25 protein-coding genes are annotated in these 21842 nt (G+C 72.3%); 12 read left to right on the top strand and 13 right to left on the bottom strand.

The window, feature by feature from the left end:
• Positions 1 to 41 precede the first annotated feature (41 nt).
• Together ACFU97_RS15240 and ACFU97_RS15235 are read right to left on the bottom strand one after the other, a co-directional pair.
• Positions 42 to 491, bottom strand: a complete 450-nt coding sequence (locus ACFU97_RS15240) for a MarR family winged helix-turn-helix transcriptional regulator (RefSeq protein ID WP_384255844.1) — start codon at positions 489 to 491, stop codon at positions 42 to 44.
• A 106-nt stretch (positions 492 to 597) separates the two neighbouring features.
• Positions 598 to 1485: a LysR family transcriptional regulator gene (locus ACFU97_RS15235; RefSeq protein WP_384255842.1), complete on the bottom strand. Its 888-nt coding sequence runs from the start codon at positions 1483 to 1485 to the stop codon at positions 598 to 600.
• A 120-nt stretch (positions 1486 to 1605) separates the two neighbouring features.
• Here ACFU97_RS15235 and ACFU97_RS15230 point away from each other — a divergent pair, with 120 nt between their 5' ends.
• The 4 genes from ACFU97_RS15230 to ACFU97_RS15215 all read left to right on the top strand — a co-directional run bounded on the left by ACFU97_RS15230 (position 1606) and on the right by ACFU97_RS15215 (position 6106).
• A complete protein-coding gene (locus ACFU97_RS15230; protein ID WP_384255988.1) occupies positions 1606 to 2277 on the top strand; it encodes a succinate dehydrogenase in 672 nt (223 codons plus the stop codon).
• A 2-nt stretch (positions 2278 to 2279) separates the two neighbouring features.
• On the top strand, positions 2280 to 4232 hold the full coding sequence (locus ACFU97_RS15225) for a fumarate reductase/succinate dehydrogenase flavoprotein subunit (RefSeq protein WP_384255839.1): 1953 nt from the start codon (positions 2280 to 2282) through the stop codon (positions 4230 to 4232).
• Complete coding sequence (locus tag ACFU97_RS15220) at positions 4229 to 4978, top strand: succinate dehydrogenase/fumarate reductase iron-sulfur subunit (RefSeq protein ID WP_384255836.1); 750 nt, start codon at positions 4229 to 4231, stop codon at positions 4976 to 4978. The genes ACFU97_RS15225 and ACFU97_RS15220 overlap by 4 nt, the downstream gene beginning before the upstream one ends.
• A 105-nt stretch (positions 4979 to 5083) precedes the next feature.
• Positions 5084 to 6106, top strand: coding sequence for a hypothetical protein (locus tag ACFU97_RS15215; protein ID WP_384255834.1), 1023 nt, complete (start codon positions 5084 to 5086; stop codon positions 6104 to 6106).
• A 49-nt stretch (positions 6107 to 6155) separates the two neighbouring features.
• On the opposite strand, the gene ACFU97_RS15210 is transcribed toward ACFU97_RS15215, so the two are convergent.
• The 8 genes from ACFU97_RS15210 to ACFU97_RS15175 are packed head-to-tail and all read right to left on the bottom strand — an operon-like array spanning position 6156 to position 9767.
• A complete protein-coding gene (locus tag ACFU97_RS15210; RefSeq protein ID WP_384255832.1) occupies positions 6156 to 6449 on the bottom strand; it encodes a gas vesicle protein K in 294 nt (97 codons plus the stop codon).
• A complete protein-coding gene (locus ACFU97_RS15205; protein ID WP_384255829.1) occupies positions 6446 to 6694 on the bottom strand; it encodes a gas vesicle protein in 249 nt (82 codons plus the stop codon). The genes ACFU97_RS15210 and ACFU97_RS15205 overlap by 4 nt, the downstream gene beginning before the upstream one ends.
• Positions 6691 to 7491, bottom strand: a complete 801-nt coding sequence (locus ACFU97_RS15200) for a GvpL/GvpF family gas vesicle protein (protein WP_384255827.1) — start codon at positions 7489 to 7491, stop codon at positions 6691 to 6693. The genes ACFU97_RS15205 and ACFU97_RS15200 overlap by 4 nt, the downstream gene beginning before the upstream one ends.
• Positions 7488 to 7832, bottom strand: a complete 345-nt coding sequence (locus tag ACFU97_RS15195; RefSeq protein WP_384255824.1) for a gas vesicle protein — start codon at positions 7830 to 7832, stop codon at positions 7488 to 7490. Before ACFU97_RS15195 ends, ACFU97_RS15200 begins: the two co-directional genes overlap by 4 nt.
• Positions 7829 to 8146, bottom strand: a complete 318-nt coding sequence (locus tag ACFU97_RS15190) for a gas vesicle protein GvpG (protein ID WP_384255821.1) — start codon at positions 8144 to 8146, stop codon at positions 7829 to 7831. Before ACFU97_RS15190 ends, ACFU97_RS15195 begins: the two co-directional genes overlap by 4 nt.
• A gap of 4 nt (positions 8147 to 8150) precedes the next feature.
• Positions 8151 to 8909, bottom strand: coding sequence for a GvpL/GvpF family gas vesicle protein (locus tag ACFU97_RS15185; RefSeq protein ID WP_384255818.1), 759 nt, complete (start codon positions 8907 to 8909; stop codon positions 8151 to 8153).
• A complete protein-coding gene (locus tag ACFU97_RS15180; RefSeq protein ID WP_384255815.1) occupies positions 8906 to 9406 on the bottom strand; it encodes a gas vesicle structural protein GvpA in 501 nt (166 codons plus the stop codon). The genes ACFU97_RS15185 and ACFU97_RS15180 overlap by 4 nt, the downstream gene beginning before the upstream one ends.
• A 37-nt stretch (positions 9407 to 9443) precedes the next feature.
• Complete coding sequence (locus tag ACFU97_RS15175; RefSeq protein WP_384255812.1) at positions 9444 to 9767, bottom strand: gas vesicle protein; 324 nt, start codon at positions 9765 to 9767, stop codon at positions 9444 to 9446.
• A 330-nt stretch (positions 9768 to 10097) separates the two neighbouring features.
• Here ACFU97_RS15175 and ACFU97_RS15170 point away from each other — a divergent pair, with 330 nt between their 5' ends.
• From ACFU97_RS15170 to ACFU97_RS15150, 5 genes are all read left to right on the top strand, one after another.
• Positions 10098 to 10868 (top strand): GNAT family N-acetyltransferase, encoded by a 771-nt coding sequence (locus tag ACFU97_RS15170; RefSeq protein ID WP_384255809.1) that lies wholly within the window; start codon positions 10098 to 10100, stop codon positions 10866 to 10868.
• A complete protein-coding gene (locus ACFU97_RS15165; RefSeq protein WP_384255807.1) occupies positions 10868 to 11677 on the top strand; it encodes a lysophospholipid acyltransferase family protein in 810 nt (269 codons plus the stop codon). Before ACFU97_RS15170 ends, ACFU97_RS15165 begins: the two co-directional genes overlap by 1 nt.
• 385 nt (positions 11678 to 12062) lie before the next feature.
• On the top strand, positions 12063 to 12692 hold the full coding sequence (locus tag ACFU97_RS15160; RefSeq protein ID WP_384255804.1) for a DUF6230 family protein: 630 nt from the start codon (positions 12063 to 12065) through the stop codon (positions 12690 to 12692).
• 284 nt (positions 12693 to 12976) lie between these two features.
• Entirely contained in the window at positions 12977 to 13549 is a 573-nt protein-coding gene (locus ACFU97_RS15155; protein ID WP_384255985.1) for a DUF6230 family protein, read from the top strand.
• On the top strand, positions 13549 to 15675 hold the full coding sequence (locus ACFU97_RS15150; RefSeq protein WP_384255801.1) for a DUF6114 domain-containing protein: 2127 nt from the start codon (positions 13549 to 13551) through the stop codon (positions 15673 to 15675). The genes ACFU97_RS15155 and ACFU97_RS15150 overlap by 1 nt, the downstream gene beginning before the upstream one ends.
• Before the next feature lie 27 nt (positions 15676 to 15702).
• Here the strand turns inward: ACFU97_RS15150 and ACFU97_RS15145 are convergent, their stop codons facing one another.
• Positions 15703 to 16449, bottom strand: coding sequence for an MBL fold metallo-hydrolase (locus tag ACFU97_RS15145; RefSeq protein WP_384255798.1), 747 nt, complete (start codon positions 16447 to 16449; stop codon positions 15703 to 15705).
• A gap of 263 nt (positions 16450 to 16712) precedes the next feature.
• Here ACFU97_RS15145 and ACFU97_RS15140 point away from each other — a divergent pair, with 263 nt between their 5' ends.
• A complete protein-coding gene (locus ACFU97_RS15140; RefSeq protein WP_384255795.1) occupies positions 16713 to 17912 on the top strand; it encodes an alanine--tRNA ligase-related protein in 1200 nt (399 codons plus the stop codon).
• A gap of 141 nt (positions 17913 to 18053) precedes the next feature.
• Complete coding sequence (locus ACFU97_RS15135) at positions 18054 to 18308, top strand: hypothetical protein (protein ID WP_384255792.1); 255 nt, start codon at positions 18054 to 18056, stop codon at positions 18306 to 18308.
• Between the two features lie 31 nt (positions 18309 to 18339).
• Here ACFU97_RS15135 and ACFU97_RS15130 read toward each other — a convergent pair whose 3' ends face one another.
• Entirely contained in the window at positions 18340 to 18681 is a 342-nt protein-coding gene (locus ACFU97_RS15130) for a VOC family protein (RefSeq protein WP_384255790.1), read from the bottom strand.
• Positions 18682 to 18747: 66 nt separating this feature from the next.
• Between ACFU97_RS15130 and ACFU97_RS15125 the strand changes: the two genes are divergently transcribed.
• Positions 18748 to 19266, top strand: coding sequence for an adenylate kinase (locus ACFU97_RS15125; protein ID WP_384255787.1), 519 nt, complete (start codon positions 18748 to 18750; stop codon positions 19264 to 19266).
• Positions 19267 to 19305: 39 nt separating this feature from the next.
• Here the strand turns inward: ACFU97_RS15125 and ACFU97_RS15120 are convergent, their stop codons facing one another.
• Positions 19306 to 21711: an ATP-binding cassette domain-containing protein gene (locus ACFU97_RS15120; protein WP_384255784.1), complete on the bottom strand. Its 2406-nt coding sequence runs from the start codon at positions 21709 to 21711 to the stop codon at positions 19306 to 19308.
• Positions 21712 to 21842: the final 131 nt, after the last annotated feature.

Here is a 21842-nt window from a genome sequence, read left to right as displayed (position 1 = left end):
TTCTCTTCCGGGGAGTCGAGGGGTCACGGTGGTGGCGGACGTCAGTCGAGGTCGTGGATCGCGCGGGCGAGAGCGGGCAGCGCGGTCCGTACCGCCTCCTGCTCCGGCCCGGTCAGCCGGTCGACGACGCCCTGCAGCGCCTGGGTGCGCTCGGTGCGCCGCTGCCGGAAGACCTCCATGCCCGCGTCGGTGGCCTCGACCAGCACGCCCCGCCCGTCCCGGCTGTCGGCGACGCGCCGGACCAGCCCGGACCGCTCCAGGCGGGTGACGAGCTGGGTCATGTTGGGCTGGGAGACGCGCTGGGTGCGCGCCAGGTCGGTCAGCCGGTACGCGCCCTCCCGGCCCAGGAAGCCGAGCACGGACGAGGCCGCGGTGCTGAGACCGCCGGTGGTGGCGCTGCGGCGTACGTAGAGCACCAGTTGCTCCACGGCGATCATCAGCGCCTCGGGCGACCCATCGGTGTCCGCCGATTCCATAACCCGCTTATGCATAACTGCATTATGCAGATAGCTGTACGGTGAAACAAGGTGCTGGAGGCGACTGCCGGGACTGCCTGGAGATGACTGCCTGAAGGGGGCGGCGCTCCACGCGCCGCGCTCAGCGCTCCAGCAGCATCCGCTGCAGCTCCCGTGCCGCGCGCGGCGGTGCCACGTCGCTGCGGTGGGCCAGGGCGATCGTGCGGTGCAGCCCGGGCCTGGCCAGGGGCGTCACCCGCAGGCCGCGCCCCGAGCGGGTGGCCACCATGCGCGGCACGACGGCCAGGCCCAGCCCGGCCCGGACGAAGCCGAGCACCGCGTCCATCTCCCCGCCCTCGACCGCGAAGTCCGGCTCGAAGCCCTCGGCGCGGCACGCCGCCACCGTCAGTTCGCGCAGGTCGTAGCCGTGCCGGAACATCACCAGGCGCTCGCCCTCCAGGTCGGCGATGCGCACGGTGCGCCGGCCGGGCCCGCCGGGCGCCGGGGCCTCCGGCGAGGACACCACGACCAGGTCCTCGCGCAGCAGCTCCACCGTGGTCAGCGCCGGGGACGGCGTCGGCAGCGGCAGGACGACCAGGGCGAGGTCGAGGGCGCCGCGGGCGAGCTCCCGTACGAGATCGTGGGAGCCGCCCTCCTCGATCAGCAGCCGGATGCCGGGATAGCGGTCGTGGAAGGCGCGCAGCACGTCCGGCAGCAGGCCCGTGCACACGCTGGGCGTCGCGCCCAGCCGGACCCGGCCGCTGCGCAGCTGCACCAGCTCCTGCACCTCGTGCCGGGCGGTGTCCGCGTCGGCCAGGATGCGCCGCGCCAGCGGCAGCAGTGCCTCGCCCGCGTCGGTGAGCGTGATGTTGCCCCGCGCCCGCTGGAACAGATCGGCCCCCAGCTCCCGCTCCAGCGCCTTGATCTGCTGGGACAGGGAGGGCTGGGCCACATGCACGAGATCCGCGGCGCGGGTGAAGTGCCGGGTCTCCGCGACGGCGACGAAATACTGAAGCTGCTGGAACTGCATGGTGTCACGATAGCTTCCGGCTATCGAATCAAGCCGGACCATGTCTTGGACCGATCGCCCTGTTCCGTCCTAGCGTCTTGACTCATGGCTCTGGCAACGCGGACGGACCGACGACCGTCCATGGCGCGCACCGTGTGGGACAGCTCCGTCGGCAAGAAGACGGTGATGGCCGTCAGCGGCGTGATCATGCTCCTGTACCTGGTCGCGCATGTGATCGGCAATCTGAAGATCTTCTTCGGAGCGGGGGAGTTCAACCACTACGCGCACTGGCTGCGCACCGTCGGCGAGCCCTTCATGCACTACGAGTGGACGCTGTGGCTGATCCGCGTCGTGCTGATCGTCGCGGTCGTCGCGCACGCGGTCTCCGCCTACCAGCTCAGCCGCCGCGACATCAAGGCGCGGCCCAGCAAGTACGTGCACAGGAGGGCCGGCGCGAGCTACGCCACGCGCACCATGCGCTGGGGCGGGATCATCCTCGCCCTGTTCATCGTGTGGCACATCCTCGACCTGACCACCGGCACCGTGCACCCCGGCGGATTCCAGGAGGGCCACCCGTACCAGAACGTCGTGGACACCTTCTCCACCTGGTACGGCAACGTCATCTACATCGTCGCGATGCTCGCCCTCGGTCTGCACATCCGGCACGGCTTCTGGAGCGCCGCACAGACCCTCGGCGTCGGCAGCCGCACCCGCGACCGCGCCCTGAAGACCTGCGCCAACGTCCTCGCACTGCTGCTCACGGCCGGCTTCATCGCCGTCCCCGTGGGCGTGATGACCGGAGTGGTGAGCTGAACATGCCTGCTGAGTACGTGGATTACGCGACCGGCGAGCCCGTCGCCGACACCAAGGCCCCCGCCGGGCCCGTCAACGAGCGCTGGGACACACGCCGTTTCGAGGCCAAGCTGGTCAACCCGGCCAACCGGCGCAAGCACACCGTCATCGTGGTCGGCACCGGTCTGGCCGGCGGCTCCGCGGGCGCCACGCTCGCCGAACAGGGCTACCACGTCGTCCAGTTCTGCTACCAGGACTCCCCGCGCCGCGCCCACTCCATCGCCGCGCAGGGCGGCATCAACGCCGCGAAGAACTACCGCAACGACGGCGACTCCGTGCACCGCCTGTTCTACGACACCGTCAAGGGCGGCGACTTCAGGGCGCGCGAGTCCAACGTGCACCGCCTCGCCCAGATCTCGGTGGAGATCATCGACCAGTGCGTGGCGCAGGGCGTGCCCTTCGCCCGCGAGTACGGCGGACTGCTCGACACCCGCTCCTTCGGCGGTGTGCAGGTCTCCCGCACCTTCTACGCCCGCGGCCAGACGGGCCAGCAGCTGCTGCTCGGCGCGTACCAGGCGCTCAGCCGGCAGATCGCCGCCGGGAACGTCGAGATGCACCCGCGCACCGAGATGCTCGACCTGATCATCGTCGACGGCAAGGCGCGCGGCATCGTCGCCCGCGACCTGATCACCGGCAAGATCTCCACGTACTTCGCGGACGCCGTCGTCCTGGCGTCCGGCGGCTACGGCAACGTCTTCTACCTGTCGACGAACGCCATGAACTCCAACGCCACCGCGATCTGGCGGGCCCACCGGCGCGGCGCCTACTTCGCCAACCCCTGCTTCACCCAGATCCATCCGACCTGCATCCCGCGCACCGGCGACCACCAGTCCAAGCTGACGCTGATGAGCGAGTCGCTGCGCAACGACGGCCGCATCTGGGTGCCCAAGGCCCAGGGCGACGACCGTCCACCGAACAAGATCCCCGAGGGCGAGCGCGACTACTACCTGGAGCGCATCTACCCGTCCTTCGGCAACCTGGTGCCGCGCGACATCGCCTCCCGCGCCGCGAAGAACGTGTGCGACGAGGGCCGCGGCGTCGGCCCCGGCGGGCAGGGCGTGTACCTCGACTTCGCCGACGCCATCAAGCGCATGGGCCGCAAGGCCGTCGAGGCCAAGTACGGCAACCTCTTCGACATGTACCAGCGGATCACCGACGAGGATCCGTACGAGGTGCCGATGCGCATCTACCCGGCCGTGCACTACACGATGGGCGGGCTGTGGGTCGACTACGACCTGCAGACCACCATCCCCGGCCTGTTCGCGATCGGCGAGGCCAACTTCTCCGACCACGGCGCGAACCGGCTCGGCGCCTCCGCGCTGATGCAGGGCCTGGCCGACGGCTACTTCGTGCTTCCGGCGACGATCAACGACTACCTGGCGCGCAACCCGCACAAGGACGAGGTCGACGCCACGCACCCGGCCGCCGTCGACACCGTCCGGGAGACCGAGGACCGCCTCGCCAGGCTGCTCGCGGTGGACGGCGACCGCACCCCCGACTCCTTCCACCGCGAAGTCGGCGAACTCATGTGGGAGTTCTGCGGCATGGCCCGCACCGACACAGGACTGCGCAAGGCGCTGGAGCGCATCCCGCAGATCCGCGAGGAGTTCTGGCGGCGCATCAAGGTCCCCGGCACCGGCGAGGAGTTCAACCAGTCGCTGGAGAAGGCCAACCGCGTCGTCGACTACCTGGAGCTCGCCGAGCTGATGTGCCTCGACGCGCTGCACCGCGCCGAGTCCTGCGGCGGCCACTTCCGCGAGGAGTCGCACACCCCGGACGGCGAAGCGGCCCGCGACGACGAGCAGTTCGCCTACGCGGCCGCCTGGGAGTTCACCGGCACCGGCGAGGCTCCCACCCTGCACAAGGAAGACCTGGTCTTCGAGTACGTCCACCCCACCCAGCGGAGCTACGCATGAAGCTCACCCTGCGCGTCTGGCGGCAGAAGAACGCCGACGCCGAAGGCACCATGTCCACGTACGAGGTGGACGGCATCTCCTCCGACATGTCGTTCCTGGAGATGCTCGACACCCTCAACGAGGAGCTCATCCTCAAGGGCGAGGACCCGGTCGCCTTCGACCACGACTGCCGCGAGGGCATCTGCGGCGCCTGCTCGCTGGTCATCAACGGCGACGCGCACGGCCCGGAGCGCACCACCACCTGCCAGCTGCACATGCGGTCCTTCAAGGACGGCGACACCATCGACATCGAGCCCTGGCGGGCCTCCGCCTTCCCGGTGATCAAGGACCTCGTGGTCGACCGCTCGGCCTTCGACCGCATCATCCAGTCCGGCGGCTACATCACCGCCCCCACCGGCGCCGCACCCGAGGCCCATGCCACCCCAGTGCCCAAGCCGGACGCCGACTTCGCCTTCGAGCACGCGGAGTGCATCGGCTGCGGCGCGTGCGTGGCCGCCTGTCCGAACGGCGCGGCGATGCTCTTCACCTCCGCCAAGATCAACCACCTCAACACGCTCCCGCAGGGCGCGCCCGAGCGCGAGACCCGCGTGCTCGACATGGTGGCCCAGATGGACGAGGAGGGCTTCGGCGGCTGCACGTTGACCGGCGAGTGCGCCACCGCCTGCCCCAAGGGCATCCCGCTGGTCTCCATCACCAGCATGAACAAGGAGTGGCTGCGGGCCACGCGCAAGGTGGCCAAGCGCTAGCGGCGGCGCTTGCCGAGACGTCCGCCGACAGGGGGCGGACGGGCGGGGCCGGGAGTGGTGCTCCCCGGCCCCGCCCCGTATGTGCGGGGTCTGTAAGGTTCCCGCATGAATTTCGGGCGCAAGGGGAGGGAGCGGTTTCTCGAGGCCGTCGCCGGCTTCGAGACCGCTGTACGCGAGCGGGACGGACAGCGTTCCCAGCACGCGATGCAGGAGATACAGCAGAGCTACGGCGACGCCGCGGACCGGGAGTTCGCGCAGGCGGGCCCGCGGCTGGCGGCCCTGCTGCCGGACGTGCCGCCAGGCCCCCGCGGGCTGGTCGCCGTACTGACCGGAGCATGCGTGGAACGGGGCGCCGACGCCACGGCCTGCGCCCCGTACATCTTCGGCGGACTCGCCGAAGCGCTCACGTCGGCCGGGGAGTTCTGCGAGCGCTGGGCGGCGACCGGCGGGGGAGACCTGCCCGATCCGGACAGCGACTTCATGGACGACGCTCTGGTCGAACGCGTCGGCTCCGACGCGGCCGTGGGCTGGGCGACGCTGCCGCAGTGGGAGATGGCCTCCGTCGCGATGCTCAGTCACGGCGCCGTACGGGTCCAACTCGGCGACCGGCGCGCCGAGTTGCTGGCCGCGCTGCGCCCCGTGCAGGAAGCGTCCGAGCACGACTTCAAGTGCCTCCACTACGCCCTGCTCGTCCTCGACGACGAACCACTGGTGGTGCTGCACCGCCCCACCGGCACCGGCTACGCGATGCGCATGAGCGGCCTCGGCGACAACTTCCAGCTGCACACCCTGCTGGCCGGCGCCCTGGTCGGCGGCGGCCACGTCCCCGGCCACGCACCCTCCGCCCAGGAGGTCGCGGTGTGCCGCGACGCACCGGGCCAGGTGCCGACGACCGGTTCCTTCAACCTCGTGACGCCGGGCGGCGAATGGGTGTGGAACGAGGGCACGCCCGCCGACATCCCCGTCGTCGACGGCGTACGCCTGCTCGTCCTGGACCCGCCGCCGTACCAGCGGGGCTGGCCCGCCGGCCGGTTCTTCCCCCGCATGACCGGAGACCTCGTCCTCGAGCGCGTCCTCGACGAGCCGGAGACCCGCAGATGGCTGGAGCACTGCGCGCCGGCGAAGTGAACTCCCCGCAGTGCCGTGGACCCGACTCGTCGCCGGTCCGGATCGGCCGTCACCGGTCCGGATCGGCCAGGAGGGGTCCCAGCGGGCCGAGGTCCAGGTTGAGATCACTGCGCCGCAGGCCGTGCTGCGCGCACAACTCGTCCATGCGCTCGTCCAGCAGCATCAGCGCGGTACCGAGCCGGTCCTCCTGCTCGGCGCCGAGCGTCCCCTCGTCGAAACGGCGCACCGCCTGGCGTTCCATGAGCTGGCGCAGCAGCTCCACCACGGTCAGGACCAGGGCAGCCAGGTCGTTCGTGACCCGCTCGGGATCGAGGTCCAGGGTCGGCGTGTGCGGCGCGGTCACAGCGGCCCGCTGTCCGCCCAGGGCGCGGGGATGCGCTCGCTGACCGACGCCAGCAGGGCGTGCAGGGAGATCCGCACCAGCGGCACGTCGGCGATGGTCAGCACCAGATCACCGCTGACCACGACGCCGGTCGCCAGCACCCGGTCGAGCAGGTCGACCAGCGGCACCCCGACGGGCGCGTACGGCTCGGCGGTGTCCCAGGGCACCGCCGCACGGTCGGCACGGCCGACGGCCGGCACGGTCATGCCCCCACCTCCTGGTGCGCGCCGCACTCCATCTCGTCCGTGCGGGCGAAGGAGTACGGAATCCACGGTCCCGACATGGTGACCTCCACGGACGAACGACGTGCTGTACGCGCCAGCCGGTCCGCGGCTCGGACGAACTCGGCACGCCGCGCGTCGTCCACCAAATAGGCGGCGTTGAGCAGTTGCGGGACGCTCGTGCCGGTCAGCTGCTCGCTCTGCGGCCGGTGCCGCGTCGCGGCGACGGCGAACGACCGCAGCTCCCGGTCGACGGCCCGGGCGTGCGCGAGGGCATGCTCGCGCGCCTCGCGCTCGGTACGCCGCCGGGTGCTGGCCCGGCGCAGATAGGACCGCCCGTCGGCCGGCCCCTCCCCAACGGCCGCAGTGGCGGGCGTGGTTGACGGACCGTGCACCTTCACCGCCCACTCGGTGCGGTCGCGCAGCCGCTCCAGCAGGGTACGCAGGGACGCCTCCCGGGCGCACACGGCCCGTACCGCGTTGTCGTCGTCGAGATACAGCGTCGCCATCGGCATCGGCACGGCCGTACCCGCGCTCGCGGCCGTCTCCACGCCGCGGTGATGGGCCCGGACGCAACGCTCCAGCTCTTCGGGCCGGTTGAGGCGTTCCGTGAGCGCCGCCTGCCCGAAGTCCGCCGCGGGAGCGTCCTGCACGACCAGATGCAGGGGACCCGCGCTCAGGACCCGCAGCGGGCCGCCGCCGTCGTGGCCCGGCGTCACCGCGAGCACCTCGTCCGGCGGCGGGGTGTCCGTCACGGCGAACAGGCAGGTGACCGTGGTCATGTGGCTCCCTCGGCGGTGTCGGGCCCGGCTTCCTCCAGGGCTTCGAGGCGGGCGCGCAGCCGCGCGTTCTCCTCGGTGAGCGCGTCACGCGCGGCGCGCGAGGACAGCGCCGGGTCCGTCTCCCACCAGTCGATGCCCGCCTTCTTCGCGGTTTCGACCGAGGCGATGAACAGGCGCAGGCGGATGGTGAGCAGCTCGATGTCGAGCAGGTTGATCTTGATGTCGCCCGCGATGACGATGCCCTTGTCCAGGACCCGTTCGAGCAGATCGGCGAGGCTGCCGCCGGGGGGTCCCACGGGCTGCGGCGCGGTGCCCGCCGGCCAGGTGCCGAGGTCGGTCATGAGCCGCCCCCGTCGTGCGGGTGCCGTACGGGGACACGCCCGCCCTGGCCGGCACCGGTCGCGGCCACCGCGCTGTGGCCGGTGAAGCGGACCGGACTGTCGAGGCGACGGAGCAGGCGCTCCTCCTCCTGCTCGAACGCCGCCTCGTCGATGGCGCCTTCCTCCAGGGCCCGGTTGAGGGCGGCCAGGCGTGCCCGCACCGCACGCGGGTCGTCCAGCTGCCGTTCGGCCTCCGCGAGCAGGTGGTCGGCGACCCACAGGGTGCCGCGCAACGGGGCCAGCGGCAGCAGCAGGAGCCCGCTCACGAGTCCCATCGCGTCACCGGCCGGCCGTGGTGGACCGCGCGTCGACGAAGCTGTAGCACGGCAGCGGACCGGTCACGCTGAGCGCCAGCCGGTCCCCGACGTCGCGGGCCCGGGCGGTCAGCGCCTGCCGGAAGCGGGACTCGTCGGCGGAGCGCACCAGGAACGACGTGCTCAGCACCTGCTCGTCGTCGACCGGTCCCTGCGCCGTGCGTACGGCGAGCGGAGCCAGGCAGGCCAGCACCTCCCGTGCCGCACGGCGGGCCTCACGGGTGACGGCTTTCGCGAGCGCCTCGCCCAGCCGTACGTTCGCCTCGTAGCCGGGGTGGTGCCGGGTCTGCCGGGCGAGCGCCCGCAGGTTCTCGTCCCGGCCGACGAGGTCGGCGAAGCAGCCCGGCACGACGATGCCCTTCACGTTCATCTCGACGCAGTCCCGCACGCTGTCGAGCTGTGCCGTCAAGTGGGCGCGGTCGTTGCGCAGTTGGGCGCGCAGGTCTTCCGCGGCAGGCGTGAGGACGGCGAACTGCATGGGCAGGACGGGGCCCTGCGCGGTGAGTTCGCCGAGCACCGCCTGATGGGCCGTCAGATCCCGTCGGCGGGCCCGGACCTGAGCCGGGGCGTCCGAGACCGCCGCGCACAACCCCTCCTCGGTCAGCAGCCGCACCGCGGCGCCGTCCACTCCGGGGGTGCGCGGGGGCAGCACACCCGCGGGGGCGATGCCGTAGACGTAGAGCGTGCCGGCGGTGGTAGGGGCGGCGGTGGCCGTCACGGTCATTCCTCCTCGGCCTTGCGGCGCCGGGTCCGGGGGCGGTCGTCGTCAGTGCTGCGGCGGGTCGTGGAGCCGGCGGTCTTCTTCGCGGGGCTGCGGCGCCTGCGCTCCGGCTCGGCGGCGCGCTCGTCCCGCTCGTCGTCGTCCGTGTCGTCGTCCGGGGTGAGGACGTCCTTCACCTTGTCGGTCAGGGAGCGGGCGGTGCGCTTGGCGCCCGCCTTGCCGATCGTCTTGGCGACCGGCCCGCCGCCGAAGAGTTCGGGCACGGTCTTGGAGCGCGAGTCGTGCTCGAGGTCGAGGCGGTTGCACGCCTCGGCGAAGCGCAGGTAGGTGTCGACGCTGGCGACCACGATCCGCGCGTCGACCTTGAGGATCTCGATGCCGACCAGCGAGACGCGCACGAAGACGTCGATCACCATGCCGCGGTCGAGGATCAGCTCCAGCACGTCGTAGAGCGTTCCGGCGCGGGGCGCACAGACGATCTCGTCGCTGTAGACGGTCATGCGGCGGTCCTTCCGGGAGACTTGGGCGACGGCCCGGTCACTGGTCCTGGGCGCCGCGCCGGTAACGGGCGATCCGGCGGTACTGCACCAGCTCGCCCGCCGGATCCAGCTCCACCCGGTACGTCGCGAGCAGGCTGGTGGTGTCGGGGATGCGCGCCAGTTCGAGCACGTCGACGTCGACGATCCAGCCGTCGTCCTCGCCCCGGCGCACCGCGGACACCCCTTCGAGGCGGTGGCGGATCAGCTCCGTCAGCTCCTCGGCGGCACGCCGGGCGGCCTCCCCGGCACCGCGCACGGTCCGCCGGCGCTTGGTGGAGACGGCCGCGCCGCGCCGTCGCTCGTCGGCTCCGGATTCGGTCATGCACGTCACTCTCGCCGCGACGGCCGGTGCGCGCGTGTCCAGCTAGGCCATACGGGCCCGGCCCGCGGTCCGGGACGAGCCCGGGCCGCGAACGGCGGACCCGCACCGTGGCGCGGTGCAGGTGCTACGAGGGAGACCCGCGGGTGACCGGCGCACGGCGCGCCGGCGAAATGACAGGGGCGGCCCGAGCCGTTCAGCAAGCTCACACCCGTTCTCTCTGCGCCGGTTACTCGAAGGTCAGTCGGCATCGGAAGAACAGGGGCGGCGGATCGCACGACACCGCTCAGCCGCCCCCGTCCCGCCGACCCGGCCCGTGACCAGGAGAGAGCCATGACCGGCGTATCCACGCTCGACCGTCCCCCGCAGCCCACGGCGCCCACCCGCTACAGCGTCTCGCTCGCCCGCGACGAGGACGACGTGCGTGCCGCCCAGCGGCTGCGGCACGACGTCTTCGCCGGGGAGATGGGCGCCCTGCTGGCCACCGCGGAGCCCGGCCACGACGTCGACGCCTTCGACGCCTACTGCGACCACCTGCTGGTGCGCGAGGAGGTCACGGGACAGGTCGTCGGCACGTACCGGCTGCTGCCGCCGGAGCGCGCGGCCGTCGCCGGACGGCTGTACTCCGAGGGCGAGTTCGACCTCACCCCGCTCGACGCGATCCGCCCCGGCCTGGTCGAGGTCGGCCGATCCTGCGTCCACCCCGACCACCGCGACGGCGCCGTCATCGGCCTGACCTGGGCCGGCATCGCCCGCTACATGGTGGACCGCGGCCACGAGTGGCTGGCCGGCTGCTGCTCCATCCCGCTCGCCGACGGCGGCCGGCTCGCCTCCGCGACCTGGGACCGGGTGCGCGCCAAGCACCTGGCCCCGGAGGAGTACCGGGTACGGCCGCTGCTGCCCTGGGTGCCGGACACCGCCGCCCCTGCCGCGAACACCGAGATCCCCGCCCTGCTGCGCGGCTACCTGCGCCTGGGCGCCTGGGTGTGCGCCGAGCCCGCCCACGACCCGGACTTCGGGGTCGCCGACCTGTACGTGCTGCTGTCGATGCGCCGGGTCAACCCGCGCTATCTGCGGCACTTCCTGTCGCTCGTGCCGGCCTGATGAGCGCCTGGCAGCCCAGCGCGCCCTGCACCCCGGGGGCGTGCATAGAGGCGACGGGGTCCGCCACGGCCGTACCGCGTGCCGTGCTGCGGATGGCGGCAGTCGTGGTCCTGATGCTCGTCGGGATCGCACTGACGCCGCTCGGCGGGCGGATCCCCGCCGAGACGGTGAGGCGGTGGTGCCGGTGGATCGTGCGGGCCGCAGGGGTCCAGGTCCGTATCACCGGCGCCGCCGCGCCCACCGGCGGCCTGCTCCTGGTCGCCAACCACATCTCCTGGCTGGACATCCCGCTGCTCGCCGCCGTCCGGCCCGCCCGCATGCTCGCCAAGTCCGACATCCGCGGCTGGCCCGTGGCCGGGTGGCTGACGGCGCGCAGCGGTGCGCTGTTCATCGACCGCGACCGGCTGCGCGCCCTGCCGCAGACGGTCGCCCAGATCGCGGACGCGCTGCGCCAGGGGCAGGCCGTCGGCGTCTTCCCCGAGGGCAGCACCTGGTGCGGACGCGCCCAGGGCACTTTCCGGCGGGCCGCCTTCCAGGCCGCGCTCGACGCGGGCGTCCCCGTCCAGCCGGTCCGCCTGCGCTACCGGATCGAGGGCGGCACCCCCAGCACGGTGCCCGCGTTCATCGGCGACGACGCGCTGCTGACGTCGGTGTGGCGGGTGCTGACGGCACGCGGGCTCGTGGCCGAGGTCGAGGTACGGGAGGCCATCGCGCCGGGTGTCCACGGCGACCGACGGGCGCTGGCGCGGGCGGCTCAGCCGACGACGACGGGTCAACTGGGCTGGATCCACACGGCGTTGGTGGCTTAGCGGGCCCGGAGGAGCGCAGGTCCGGCGGCGCTGTGGCGCAATGCCCCGGAGGCGCGGTTGCCTGGTGGCGCGGTGGCGCAATGTCCCGGAGGCGCGGTGGCGCGGTGGCCTGGTGGCGCGGTGGCGCAATGTCCCGGAGGCGCGGTGGCGCGGAGTGCCCGGTGGCGCGGAGGCCCGCGCGCCCGACAGCCCCGTGCGCCGCGTACACCCTCCCGCGACGGTCCCGCGACCCGCTCCGGCTGCGTGCCGCAGGGGCGCCCCACGATGTTCCGGTTGCCGACCCCCATGCCCGGGGGTGCAATGAGGCTGTGGCCCGACGGCCGCTGCCGGCGGCGCGGGTGCAGTCCCGCCCCCGCCCGGCACCGCTCGAGGCGGGGAGGCAGTGATGACGGTCCCTGAACCCGGATCCCGCCCCGCGGGGCACACCCGGTGGCCGCGGCTCGGCTGGGTGATGGTGCCGACGCTGCTGGTCTCCGGGGCACTCCTGGCGGCGGTCAGCGCGGGCGCCCTCCCGGTCTCCCTCGCGGTCTCCGCACAGTCCATGGTGATCTCCGGACAGAACCTCAAGATCTCCGCCGACCGGCTGCAGGGCACCGGGTTCACCCAGTACGTCGGGATGGACCGGTCGAAGTCCCAGGCGTATCCGGAGGCCATCGCGGGCATCGATTCGGCCGACCTGTACAACCTGTGCCAGTCGATGGTCGTGCGCCTTCCCGTCGTCGGCGAGACCACGCTGCGGATCGGCGCCGGCGGGGGCGGCAAGCCCGCGCACGCGGACCATCTCGTCGTCCACACGGACGACCTCGGCGGCGATGCGGTGTTCAGCGACATCACCATCGGGCAGGACGCCTCGACCTTCAAGAACGGCCCCGACGGCGCGGGAATCTTCGGCCAGCGGGCGGACACCGTACGCATCGATCACCTGCGGCAGTCGACCCGTGAGGTGACCGCGGCCACCTTCCGGCTCACCGGCCTGCACCTGGGTGTGAAGTCCGGATCCAAGCCCTGCTACTGAACGGCCCGTCCCACCCTTCACCCGCTACGGCTCCCTTTGCGCCGAGCGGGTGAAGGCGTCCCCCCATTTGGGTCCCTCGGCCGGTCGCGGAGTCACAAGCGGGTCCCGCGGCAGTTGGCGATGCATACCGCCCGAGACTCGGGCGTCGGGGTCTCTCGGCCCGGTGGGCCGGCCCCGCGTGTCTGACGGGGAGAGGGATGACAAGCATCGCCGGAAGTGCCGCACAGAACACCGTGGGTACACCTCCCACCGGGCACACCCGATGGAGGCGTACGGCCGTGGCCATGGTGCCCACCCTGCTGGCGTCCGCCGTGCTGTGCACGGCGATGGCGCGTGGTGCCCTGGCCGCGTCCTTCGGGGTGTCGCCCAACTCGTTCACGGTGTCCGGCCAGAGCTTCCAGATCGCCGCCAGCACCCTCGAAGGGCGCGGGTTCGTCCAGTTCGGTGTGCTGGACCGAGGCGCTCATGCCTCGTACCCGGAAGCACTCTCCGGGATCCGCTACGCCAAGCTGTACGACCTCTGCCAGTCCGTCGTGCAGGACGTGCCTCTCTTCGGGCCCGTCACCCTTCGGCTGACCTCGGGCGACGGCGGGACTCCCGCGCACGCGTACCGGCTCGTCGCGGACACCCATGACCTGCAGGGTGACGCGCTCTTCCACAACATCAACATCGGCCAGGACGCCGCGACCGTGCAGGGGGTGCCCGGCGTGCACGGCGAGCCCGGTGGCTTCGGCGAGCAGGCCGACACCGTACGCATCGACGATCTGCGGCAGCAGACGCGTTCGGTGAGCGCGGCGACGTTCCGGCTGCCGGGACTCCACCTGAGCGTGAAGGTCGGCGACCACTCGTGTTTCTGATGGGGAGTGCAGCCGACGACGGGCGGCGGTCCGGGTGGTGGAACGCCTTCGCGGACTGGCGGCGAAGCCGCCCGTTCTGGGCGGGAGTGTGGACACTGCTGGCCGGGGTCGAGATCCTCTCCATCCCGTTCGCGCCGTTGCCGATCATGATGCACGAGGGCATCGCCGGCGTGGCGGGGTCGCTCATGGGGATCTTCATGGTGGTCCTCGCGCTCAGCTTGTGGCTGGCGCCCGGGCACCGGGTGTTCGCGGGCATCGCGACGCTCGTGTTCGCCGTCGCCTCACTCGTGCTCTCCAATTTCGGTGGCTTCCTGATCGGCTTTCTGCTGGGCATCGCCGGCGGCGCGATGGCGGTGAGCTGGGTGCCGTACCCACGGCCGCCGGCCCGGCCCCCGATCTGGCCGGACTGGCGTCGGGGGAACGGCTCGGACGGCCCTGGGGGAGCCGCCGATCCGGGGGACCCGGCCGACCCTGGTGACCCGGACGGGCCGGATGGCCCGGGCGGCCCCGGTGGGAGCGGCGGCCCCGGCGGCCCTGGTGGGCCCGGCGGTTCCGGTGAACCGGGAAGCGGGGGAGGCGGCGACGGAGAGCAGGCGGCCGACGGCGGACAGGACGGCGGCAACTCGCGTACGAAGCCCCTGACTTGGCGCACGATCCGTCTGCGGGCGCTCGGCGTGCTACCGATCGGGGCGCTCCTGACCGGCGGGCTGCAGGCGGCCCCGGCGCACCACGCCCGGACGGTGTCGAACATCGCCGACGCATCGCTCGGCGTGCCCGGCATGCCCGGCGGGACCGCCGACGAGGACACCAGCACCCCCCAGGGCCTGACCGTCTGTTCTCTGCTCGGCGGACTGCTGGCCGGGAAGGCACCCACCGCGCCGGGAACGGGAAACCGCAACCCTGCGGATGCCGCGCCGGACGCACCGCAGGACGGGCCGAACGCACCCCGCCCCGGGCCTGAGCACGCTCACCACCCCACGGGCTCGGCCACCGCGGAGTCCGGCCCGCAGGGGTCGCACACGTCCCGCGCCCCCCGGGTGCCGAAGCCGCGTACCGAAGCGCACGGCACACACACGTCCGGAGGGGGATCCGGCCCCGTGAAGCCCGCGCCCGCACCGGCGCCCTCCTCCGGAGCGGGCCTGCTCGGCTCGGTCGCCGGCCTGCTGGGCCTGGACGGTGCACCCGACGCACACGACACCCCCCGCAAGCACGACGACAGCCCGGCCGCCCGGCACGACCGCGCGACGCCGAGCCCGAGCGGTACCGCCGGCCCGCTGCGGCGCGGCATGGACGACCACTCCGCAGGGCCGGGCAGGTCGCACGAGGTCCCGGCCCGGTCCGGCGACAACACCCGCGACGCCGTCCCGCCGTCCGACCTGCCCTTGCACATCCCGCGCCTGCCCGGCGACGGGCGGATGGACGGCCTGCTGTCGCTTCTGCCCCTGCACATCAAACTGGACCTCGGCTCCGGCCAGGGCGCGCGCTCGCCCTGGTGCCTTCCGCAGCCGCTGATCTCCCTCAGGCTCGGTGTCGACGCGGCCGCGTACCAAGTGCCCGCCGCGGCCCAGCCGTTCCGGGTCCGCAGTCCCCTGATGGTGCTCACCGGCCTGACCTATCACGGCATCACCGAAGTGCCGACGGCGTACGGACCCCAGGAGGTCCTGGTCTTCACGGTGACCCGCCTCGACATCGAGAGCCTGCGCGAGACCGCGCCTCTCCTCGCCCCCCGATGCGGCCGCAACCAGCCCCCGCCGCCGGCTCCGCCCTTCCACGGCCTGCCCGGCCTCCGGCTGCCCCTGCTGGACATGGGCATTCCCGGTATCGGCAGCGTGGACCCGACCGCACCCGGCCCCTGGTATCCCTGCCAGGGCACTCTGGAGACGGACGGGGCCCCCTCCAGCACGACGGTTGCCACCGGTCAGCCCGTGGTCCTGCTGACCAAGGTCCTCAGCGGGAACCTGCTCGGCCTGCTCCCCGTCACGTTCACCCCGAGCATGCCGCCCCCGCTGCCACCGGGGCTGACCCTGCCCATCCCGATCTTCTTCACGAACGTCACCGCGTACAACCAGTACCTCGGCGCCGACGATCTGGACGTCCCCGGTCTCCACCAGACGGCGTCCCGCTGACACGGGCGCACCGTCCTGCTCCTTCGGTCAGGAAGCCGGTGCCACGACGAGGTCCGGTACGGCGACGTCGATCGGCCCCGCGAAGAGTTCCGCGGCCGTCTCCCGGGCGGTCGCCGGATCCGTGCCCGGCCACAGGTGGGTGAGGACCAGCCGCGCCGCGCCCGCCTGGTGGGCGTACCGGCCGGCCAGGCGCGCGGTCAGCAGATACGGCGCGTCGCCGTCCGGCACACGGTGGAGGTACGTGGCCTCCGACAGGAACAGGTCGGCGCCCTCGGCCAGGCGCGGGATGTCGGGGCTGGGGCCGGTGTCGCCGGTGTAGGCGAGGACCCCGCGAGGCGTGGCGAGCCGGATGCCGGCGTTGGGCACGAAGTGCGGCAGCAGCCGGGTCCCGACCGTGAACGGGCCGATCTCGAACCGGTCGCCGGGATCGAACTCGCGCAGACGGTACGCCGCCGCCAGCATGCCCGGCCTGTCCAGCGCGAGCACCGCGTCGAGCGCTCCGCGCGGGGCGTGCACCGGCAGGGCCGGCGGAGGGGCGTCGCTCAACCCCCTTGCGCGCAGCAGGGGGTTGAGGTCTGCGCAGTGGTCCGGGTGCCCGTGGCTGATCAGCACCGCGTCGACCGCGTCGACGGTGAGGTGGTGCAGCAGACGCGGCATGCTCGCGTAGCCGGGATCGAGCAGCAGGCGGAAGCCGTCGTACTCGACGAGATAACCGCTGCACGCCTGCCCGGCCGTGGGCCAGGCGCCGCAGCCGCCGAGAACCGTCAGTCGCATGACAGCAGACCCTAACGCCCGCCGGAAAACCGGGCGACGGACTTTCGGCCCGCTTGCTAGCGTGGCGTCCATGAAGGTCAGGACCTGTTGCAGCCCCAGCGCGGCCGCGCGAGCGACGAACTCGCCGGCTGCCGACGCCTGACCTCCTCACCTTTCCCCGGCGGCCGGAAACGGACCGCCGGGACGCTCTCGCACCTCTCCGCAGGCTCGTAGGCGCCGCTCCCGCGGTCCCTTCCGGTCCCATGACCCGAAGGACCACCGCCATGAACACCGACCAGGTCGTGCAGACCTTCACCGAGTTCTACCGCGAGCGCGGGCACCGGCTTGTCACCGGCAGCTCCCTGCTCCCGCCGCCCACGGACCCGGTGCTGTTCACCACCTCCGGCATGCATCCCCTGACGCCGTACCTGCTGGGCCGCCCGCATCCCCAGGGCCGGCGTCTGGTCAACGTCCAGCGCTGTCTGCGCACCACCGACCTGGACGAGGTCGGCGACCCCACGCACCTGACGGTCTTCGAGATGCTGGGTTCGTGGTCCCTGGGCGACTACGGCCATCCCGAGAGCCTGCGCATGGGCCACGCGCTGCTGCGCGACGGCCTCGGCATCCCGCAGGAGCTCCTGCACGTGACGGTCTTCGGCGGCGACGAACAGGTCGGCCCCGACCTCGAAGCCCTGCGCACCTGGCAGGAGTTGGGGGTGCCCGTGGAGCGGACCGGCGACGAGAACTGGTGGTCCAACGGGCCGGTCGGCCCCTGCGGCCCCGACTCGGAGATCTTCGTCTGGACCGGCGGCCCCGGCGTCCCGCCCCAGGGCACCCCCACCACCGACCCGCGCTGGGTGGAGATCTGGAACCACGTCCACATGCGCCACCACCGGCACGAGGACGGAACCCTCGAACCTCTGCGGCAGCCCGGCATCGACACGGGCATGGGCCTGGAACGCCTGCTGACCGTCCTCCAGGGACGCGGTTCGGTCTACGAGACGGACCTGTTCGAACCGTGGATGCGACTGCTGCCGCGGCTGTGGGACCTGGACGAGCGCTCCCTGCGTCTGGTCTGCGACCACCTGCGCTCCGGCATCGTCGTCGTCGGCGACGGGGTGCGCCCGTCCAACACCGGCCGCGGTTACGTGCTGCGCCGTCTGATCCGCCGCCTGCTCACCACGCTCCGACGCGACGATCCGTCGCGCACGTTGACCGACGTAACCGTGGAACTCGTGGAACACACCCTCGACCACTTCCAGCAGCCCTGCGGACCCCAATCCGTGCGGGAGGTGCTCCTGGGCGAGGAACAGCGCTTCACCCGGCTTCTCGAACGAGGTCAACGCGTGCTCTCCCGACCGGAGTTCGACCACCCGCTGAGCGACGAGGACTACCACTACCTGCACGACACCCACGGCCTGCCCCGCGAGTTGGTGACCGGCCTGCGTACGCCACGTCTGTCGGACTCCATGGATGCCGGGTGAGGGCGTGCGGCTGCACCTCCACACAGGCGGCCGGGTCTTCGGTGCCGCGGACGCCGACCGATGCCGGCCGAACTCCCCATACGGCCGTCGCCGAGGACTAGGCTGGTCGCCCTGCCGAGCCTGTACGAACCGGAGTTACGTATGGCCGAGCCACTCAAGGCGCACTTCGTCGCCGAGCCGATCGAGCTTCCCGACGGACGGAAGATCCGCGTCAGCGCCTACCCGGACGGAAGCATTCGCTTCAGCGTGGACGGCCTGCCGTACGTCCTCACCGAGGCCTACCTCAGCGGCAATCCGGCCAAGGACAAGGCCCTCCTGAAGCTCTCGCCCGGCAAGCAGGGCAGCAATGCGGCGCACAACTACGTGGAGCAGCTGGAAGCGAGGCAGCGCGGTTAGCCGCAGGATGCTCGCGCCGCCGGCGGCCGGCTCATGCTGACGCGCCGCCGAAGCCGAACTCGTTGCCGTCCGGGTCGTGGTAGGTGACCTTGCGTACGCCGTTGGCGTACGTCTCCCTGCTCGTCGGCTCCAGGCCCCGTTCCGCGATCTCCGTGACGCGGGCGTCGAGGTCGTCGACGAACACGGTGTGCAGCGCGTGGCCACCGTGTCCGGGACGGTGCTCGATGTAGACGTAGCGATGCTCGGCCAGCTCCCACACCGCTTCCTTGTCGTTCGGGAAGAACGCCGGCTGGGAGCCGAGGAGCCGTTCGTACCAGGCCAGCGCGGTCGCGTAGTCGTTGACCGGGATGCCTGCGAAGAGCGTGAGGGTCATGGCGCTCACGATAGGTCGGCCGCAGGGCGGGACGTGCGCATTCGCCACCGCTGTAGGGTGCCCAGGGTGCAGCGGATCTTGGTGGTGGGTGTCACGGGCGCGGGCAAGTCCACGCTCGCGCGTGCCGTGGGCGCACGCCTGGACGTGCCGTATCACGAGATGGACGCCCTGTACTTCGCAGGCCCCGGCTGGGCCGTCAACAGCCGGCTGACCGAGGAGGTGCGGCACCTCGTCGCCGAGCCCCGCTGGATCATCGACTCCATCGGCTACCCGGAGGTCCGCGACCTGCTGTGGGAGCAGGCCGACACGGTGCTCTGGCTGGACTACGGCAAGCGCGTCGTGCTGCCGCGCGTGCTGCGCCGCTCCCTGCGGCGCACGCTCACCCGCGAGCGCGTCTTCGGCGGCAACAGGGAGACGTGGGGCGGCTGGTTCAGCAAGGAGCACCCGGTGTGGTGGTCCTGGTCCCAGCACGCCGGCCGGCGCGAGGAGATCGCGCGCCGTACGAGCGATCCGCGGTTCGCGCCCCTGGACACCGTGCGCTTCGCGCACCCCGACGAGACGACGGCCTGGATCACTTCCCTCTGATCAGGCTCGCATCGCGTTGGCACCGCGCTCACGCCGCGCTCACGCCGTCCCCGCCGCCAGCACCCGCCGCAGATATGGCGCCGTGGCGCTCCCCTCCGTCTCCGCCACCCGCGCCGGCGTCCCCGTCGCCACGATGCGGCCGCCCGCGTCGCCGCCGCCCGGGCCGAGGTCGACGACCCAGTCCGCGCCGGCCACGACGGACATGTCGTGCTCGACGACGACCACGGTGTGCCCGGCGTCCACCAGCCCGTGCAGCTGGCGCATCAGCACCTCGACGTCGGCCGGGTGCAGGCCCGTGGTGGGTTCGTCGAGGAGATAGAGGGTGTGGCTGCGGCGGCCGCGCTGCAACTCGCTGGCCAGCTTGATGCGTTGGGCCTCCCCGCCGGAGAGCTCGGTGGCGGGCTGGCCGAGGCGGAGGTAGCCGAGCCCCACGTCGAGGAGGGTGGTCAGGCTGCGGGCCACCGCCGGGGTGTCCGCGAAGAACTCCGCCGCGCTCTCCACCGTCAGGTCCAGCACCTGCGCGATGTTCCGCCCCCGGTACGTCACTTGGAGTGTCTCGGGGTTGTAGCGGTCCCCGCCGCAGGACGGGCACGGCGCGTAGGTGCTGGGCAGGAACAGCAGTTCCACGCTGACGAAGCCCTCGCCCTGGCAGGTCTCGCAGCGGCCCCCGGCGACGTTGAAGGAGAAGCGGCCGACTCCGTACCCCCGCTCGCGCGCCTCGTCGGTGGCCGCGAACTCCTTGCGTACGACGTCGAACAGGCCCGTGTACGTGGCCAGGTTGGAGCGCGGCGTGCGGCCGATGGGCTTCTGGTCGACCGAGACCAGCCGCCGCACGCCCGCCAGATCCTCGGTGATCTCTCCGATGAGCGTGGACTTGCCGGAGCCGGAGACGCCGGTGACCGCGGTCAGGACGCCGAGCGGGAACTCGGCGGTCACCCCGCTCAGGTTGTGCCGTGTCACCGGACCGACCTTCAACTCTCCACGTGGAGTGCGCACCTGGCGTGCGGTGGCGGGGGAGCGGTCGAAGAGGAAACGGGCCGTCGCGGACGCGGTGACCGGGGCCAGGTTCGCCACCGGGCCGCTGTGCAGCACCTCGCCGCCGTGCTCGCCGGCGTGCGGGCCGACGTCCACCAGCCAGTCGGCACCCCGCATGACGTCGAGGTGGTGCTCGACGACGAACACCGAGTTGCCCGCCGACTTCAGCCGTTCCAGGACGGTGAGCAGGGCTTCGGTGTCCGCCGGGTGCAGTCCCGCGGACGGCTCGTCGAGGACGTAGACGACTCCGAACAGCCCCGAGCGCAGCTGTGTCGCGAGGCGCAGCCGCTGCAGCTCGCCCGCCGAGAGGGTGGGGGTGGAGCGGTCCAGGCTGAGGTAGCCGAGGCCGAGTTCGAGGACCGGTGCGATACGGGAGCGCAGGTCCTCGGTGAGGACGCGGGCGGTCTCCGAGGTGGCGTGCAGCGCGGAGGCGAGGTCGGTGAGCGGCAGCGCCGCGAACTCGGCGATCGTGCGGCCCGCGAAGGTCACCGCCAGCGACTCCGGCCGCAGCCTGCTGCCGCCGCACACGGGGCAGGGCGCGCTGGTCAGGAAGCGTTCCGCCTTGGTGCGCAGGGTGGGGCTCTTGGAGTCCGAGAAGGTCTTCATGACGTAGCGGTGGGCGCTCATGTACGTGCCCTGGTACGGCCGTTGGATACGGTCCGCGTCGCGCACCGGGTGCACCGTGACGACCGGCTGCTCGTCGGTGAAGAGGATCCATTCCCGTGCGTCGGCGGGCAGTTCGCGCCAGGGGCGGTCGACGTCGTATCCCAGCGTGTCGAGGATGTCGCGGAGGTTCTTGCCCTGCCAGGCGCCCGGCCACGCGGCGATCGCGCCGTCCCGGATCGACAGCGACGGATCGGGGACCAGCAACTCCTCGCTCGTACGGTGGACTTGGCCGAGGCCGTGGCACTCCGGGCAGGCCCCGGCGGCCGTGTTGGGGGAGAAGGCGTCGGAGTCGAGGCGCTCGGCGCCCGGCGGGTAGTCCCCGGCCCGGGAGAAGAGCATCCGCAGCGAGTTGGAGAGATTGGTGACCGTGCCGACGGACGAGCGCGAGGTCGGCGCGGAGCGGCGCTGCTGGAGCGAGACCGCGGGCGGCAGGCCGGTGATCTCCCCGACCTTCGGCGCACCGACCTGGTGGATCAGCCGGCGCGCGTACGGCGCGACCGACTCGAAGTAGCGCCGCTGCGCCTCGGCGTAGATCGTCCCGAAGGCGAGCGAGGACTTCCCCGACCCCGACACCCCCGTGAACACGGCCAGCACGTCCCGCGGAATGTCGACGTCCACACCCTTGAGATTGTGCTCCCGGGCATTGCGTACGCGGACGTAGGGATCGTGGCTGCCATGATCGTCGTGCCCGCCCGGGCCGTCGTGACCGTTGTGGACGTCGTGCGGGACGTGGGGGCCGTGCATACGAGGAGCACTCCGTACGGTCTGAGGCTGCGGCGGGACAAACCCCACAATCCTAATCCGCCCCGCCGCATCACGCTCGGTGACCGGCGCGGGTGCGGGCTCCACGGGTCTGTGCCAGGTTGGGACACGTA

Origin of the sequence: Streptomyces sp. NPDC057616 (assembly GCF_042800575.1) — a bacterium.
GTDB lineage: Bacteria > Actinomycetota > Actinomycetes > Streptomycetales > Streptomycetaceae > Streptomyces.
This window is presented reverse-complemented; position numbering and strand designations above follow the sequence as displayed.

Bases quoted from the DNA above. Each gene is read 5' to 3' on its own strand.
- ACFU97_RS15240 (WP_384255844.1), bottom strand. From the start codon at position 491: ATGCATAAGCGGGTTATGGAATCGGCGGACACCGATGGGTCGCCCGAG.
- ACFU97_RS15235 (WP_384255842.1), bottom strand. From the start codon at position 1,485: ATGCAGTTCCAGCAGCTTCAGTATTTCGTCGCCGTCGCGGAGACCCGG.
- ACFU97_RS15230 (WP_384255988.1), top strand. From the start codon at position 1,606: ATGGCGCGCACCGTGTGGGACAGCTCCGTCGGCAAGAAGACGGTGATG.
- ACFU97_RS15225 (WP_384255839.1), top strand. From the start codon at position 2,280: ATGCCTGCTGAGTACGTGGATTACGCGACCGGCGAGCCCGTCGCCGAC.
- ACFU97_RS15220 (WP_384255836.1), top strand. From the start codon at position 4,229: ATGAAGCTCACCCTGCGCGTCTGGCGGCAGAAGAACGCCGACGCCGAA.
- ACFU97_RS15215 (WP_384255834.1), top strand. From the start codon at position 5,084: ATGAATTTCGGGCGCAAGGGGAGGGAGCGGTTTCTCGAGGCCGTCGCC.
- ACFU97_RS15205 (WP_384255829.1), bottom strand. From the start codon at position 6,694: ATGACCGTGCCGGCCGTCGGCCGTGCCGACCGTGCGGCGGTGCCCTGG.
- ACFU97_RS15200 (WP_384255827.1), bottom strand. From the start codon at position 7,491: ATGACCACGGTCACCTGCCTGTTCGCCGTGACGGACACCCCGCCGCCG.
- ACFU97_RS15195 (WP_384255824.1), bottom strand. From the start codon at position 7,832: ATGACCGACCTCGGCACCTGGCCGGCGGGCACCGCGCCGCAGCCCGTG.
- ACFU97_RS15190 (WP_384255821.1), bottom strand. From the start codon at position 8,146: ATGGGACTCGTGAGCGGGCTCCTGCTGCTGCCGCTGGCCCCGTTGCGC.
- ACFU97_RS15185 (WP_384255818.1), bottom strand. From the start codon at position 8,909: ATGACCGTGACGGCCACCGCCGCCCCTACCACCGCCGGCACGCTCTAC.
- ACFU97_RS15180 (WP_384255815.1), bottom strand. From the start codon at position 9,406: ATGACCGTCTACAGCGACGAGATCGTCTGTGCGCCCCGCGCCGGAACG.
- ACFU97_RS15175 (WP_384255812.1), bottom strand. From the start codon at position 9,767: ATGACCGAATCCGGAGCCGACGAGCGACGGCGCGGCGCGGCCGTCTCC.
- ACFU97_RS15170 (WP_384255809.1), top strand. From the start codon at position 10,098: ATGACCGGCGTATCCACGCTCGACCGTCCCCCGCAGCCCACGGCGCCC.
- ACFU97_RS15165 (WP_384255807.1), top strand. From the start codon at position 10,868: ATGAGCGCCTGGCAGCCCAGCGCGCCCTGCACCCCGGGGGCGTGCATA.
- ACFU97_RS15160 (WP_384255804.1), top strand. From the start codon at position 12,063: ATGACGGTCCCTGAACCCGGATCCCGCCCCGCGGGGCACACCCGGTGG.
- ACFU97_RS15155 (WP_384255985.1), top strand. From the start codon at position 12,977: ATGGTGCCCACCCTGCTGGCGTCCGCCGTGCTGTGCACGGCGATGGCG.
- ACFU97_RS15150 (WP_384255801.1), top strand. From the start codon at position 13,549: ATGGGGAGTGCAGCCGACGACGGGCGGCGGTCCGGGTGGTGGAACGCC.
- ACFU97_RS15145 (WP_384255798.1), bottom strand. From the start codon at position 16,449: ATGCGACTGACGGTTCTCGGCGGCTGCGGCGCCTGGCCCACGGCCGGG.
- ACFU97_RS15140 (WP_384255795.1), top strand. From the start codon at position 16,713: ATGAACACCGACCAGGTCGTGCAGACCTTCACCGAGTTCTACCGCGAG.
- ACFU97_RS15135 (WP_384255792.1), top strand. From the start codon at position 18,054: ATGGCCGAGCCACTCAAGGCGCACTTCGTCGCCGAGCCGATCGAGCTT.
- ACFU97_RS15130 (WP_384255790.1), bottom strand. From the start codon at position 18,681: ATGACCCTCACGCTCTTCGCAGGCATCCCGGTCAACGACTACGCGACC.
- ACFU97_RS15120 (WP_384255784.1), bottom strand. From the start codon at position 21,711: ATGCACGGCCCCCACGTCCCGCACGACGTCCACAACGGTCACGACGGC.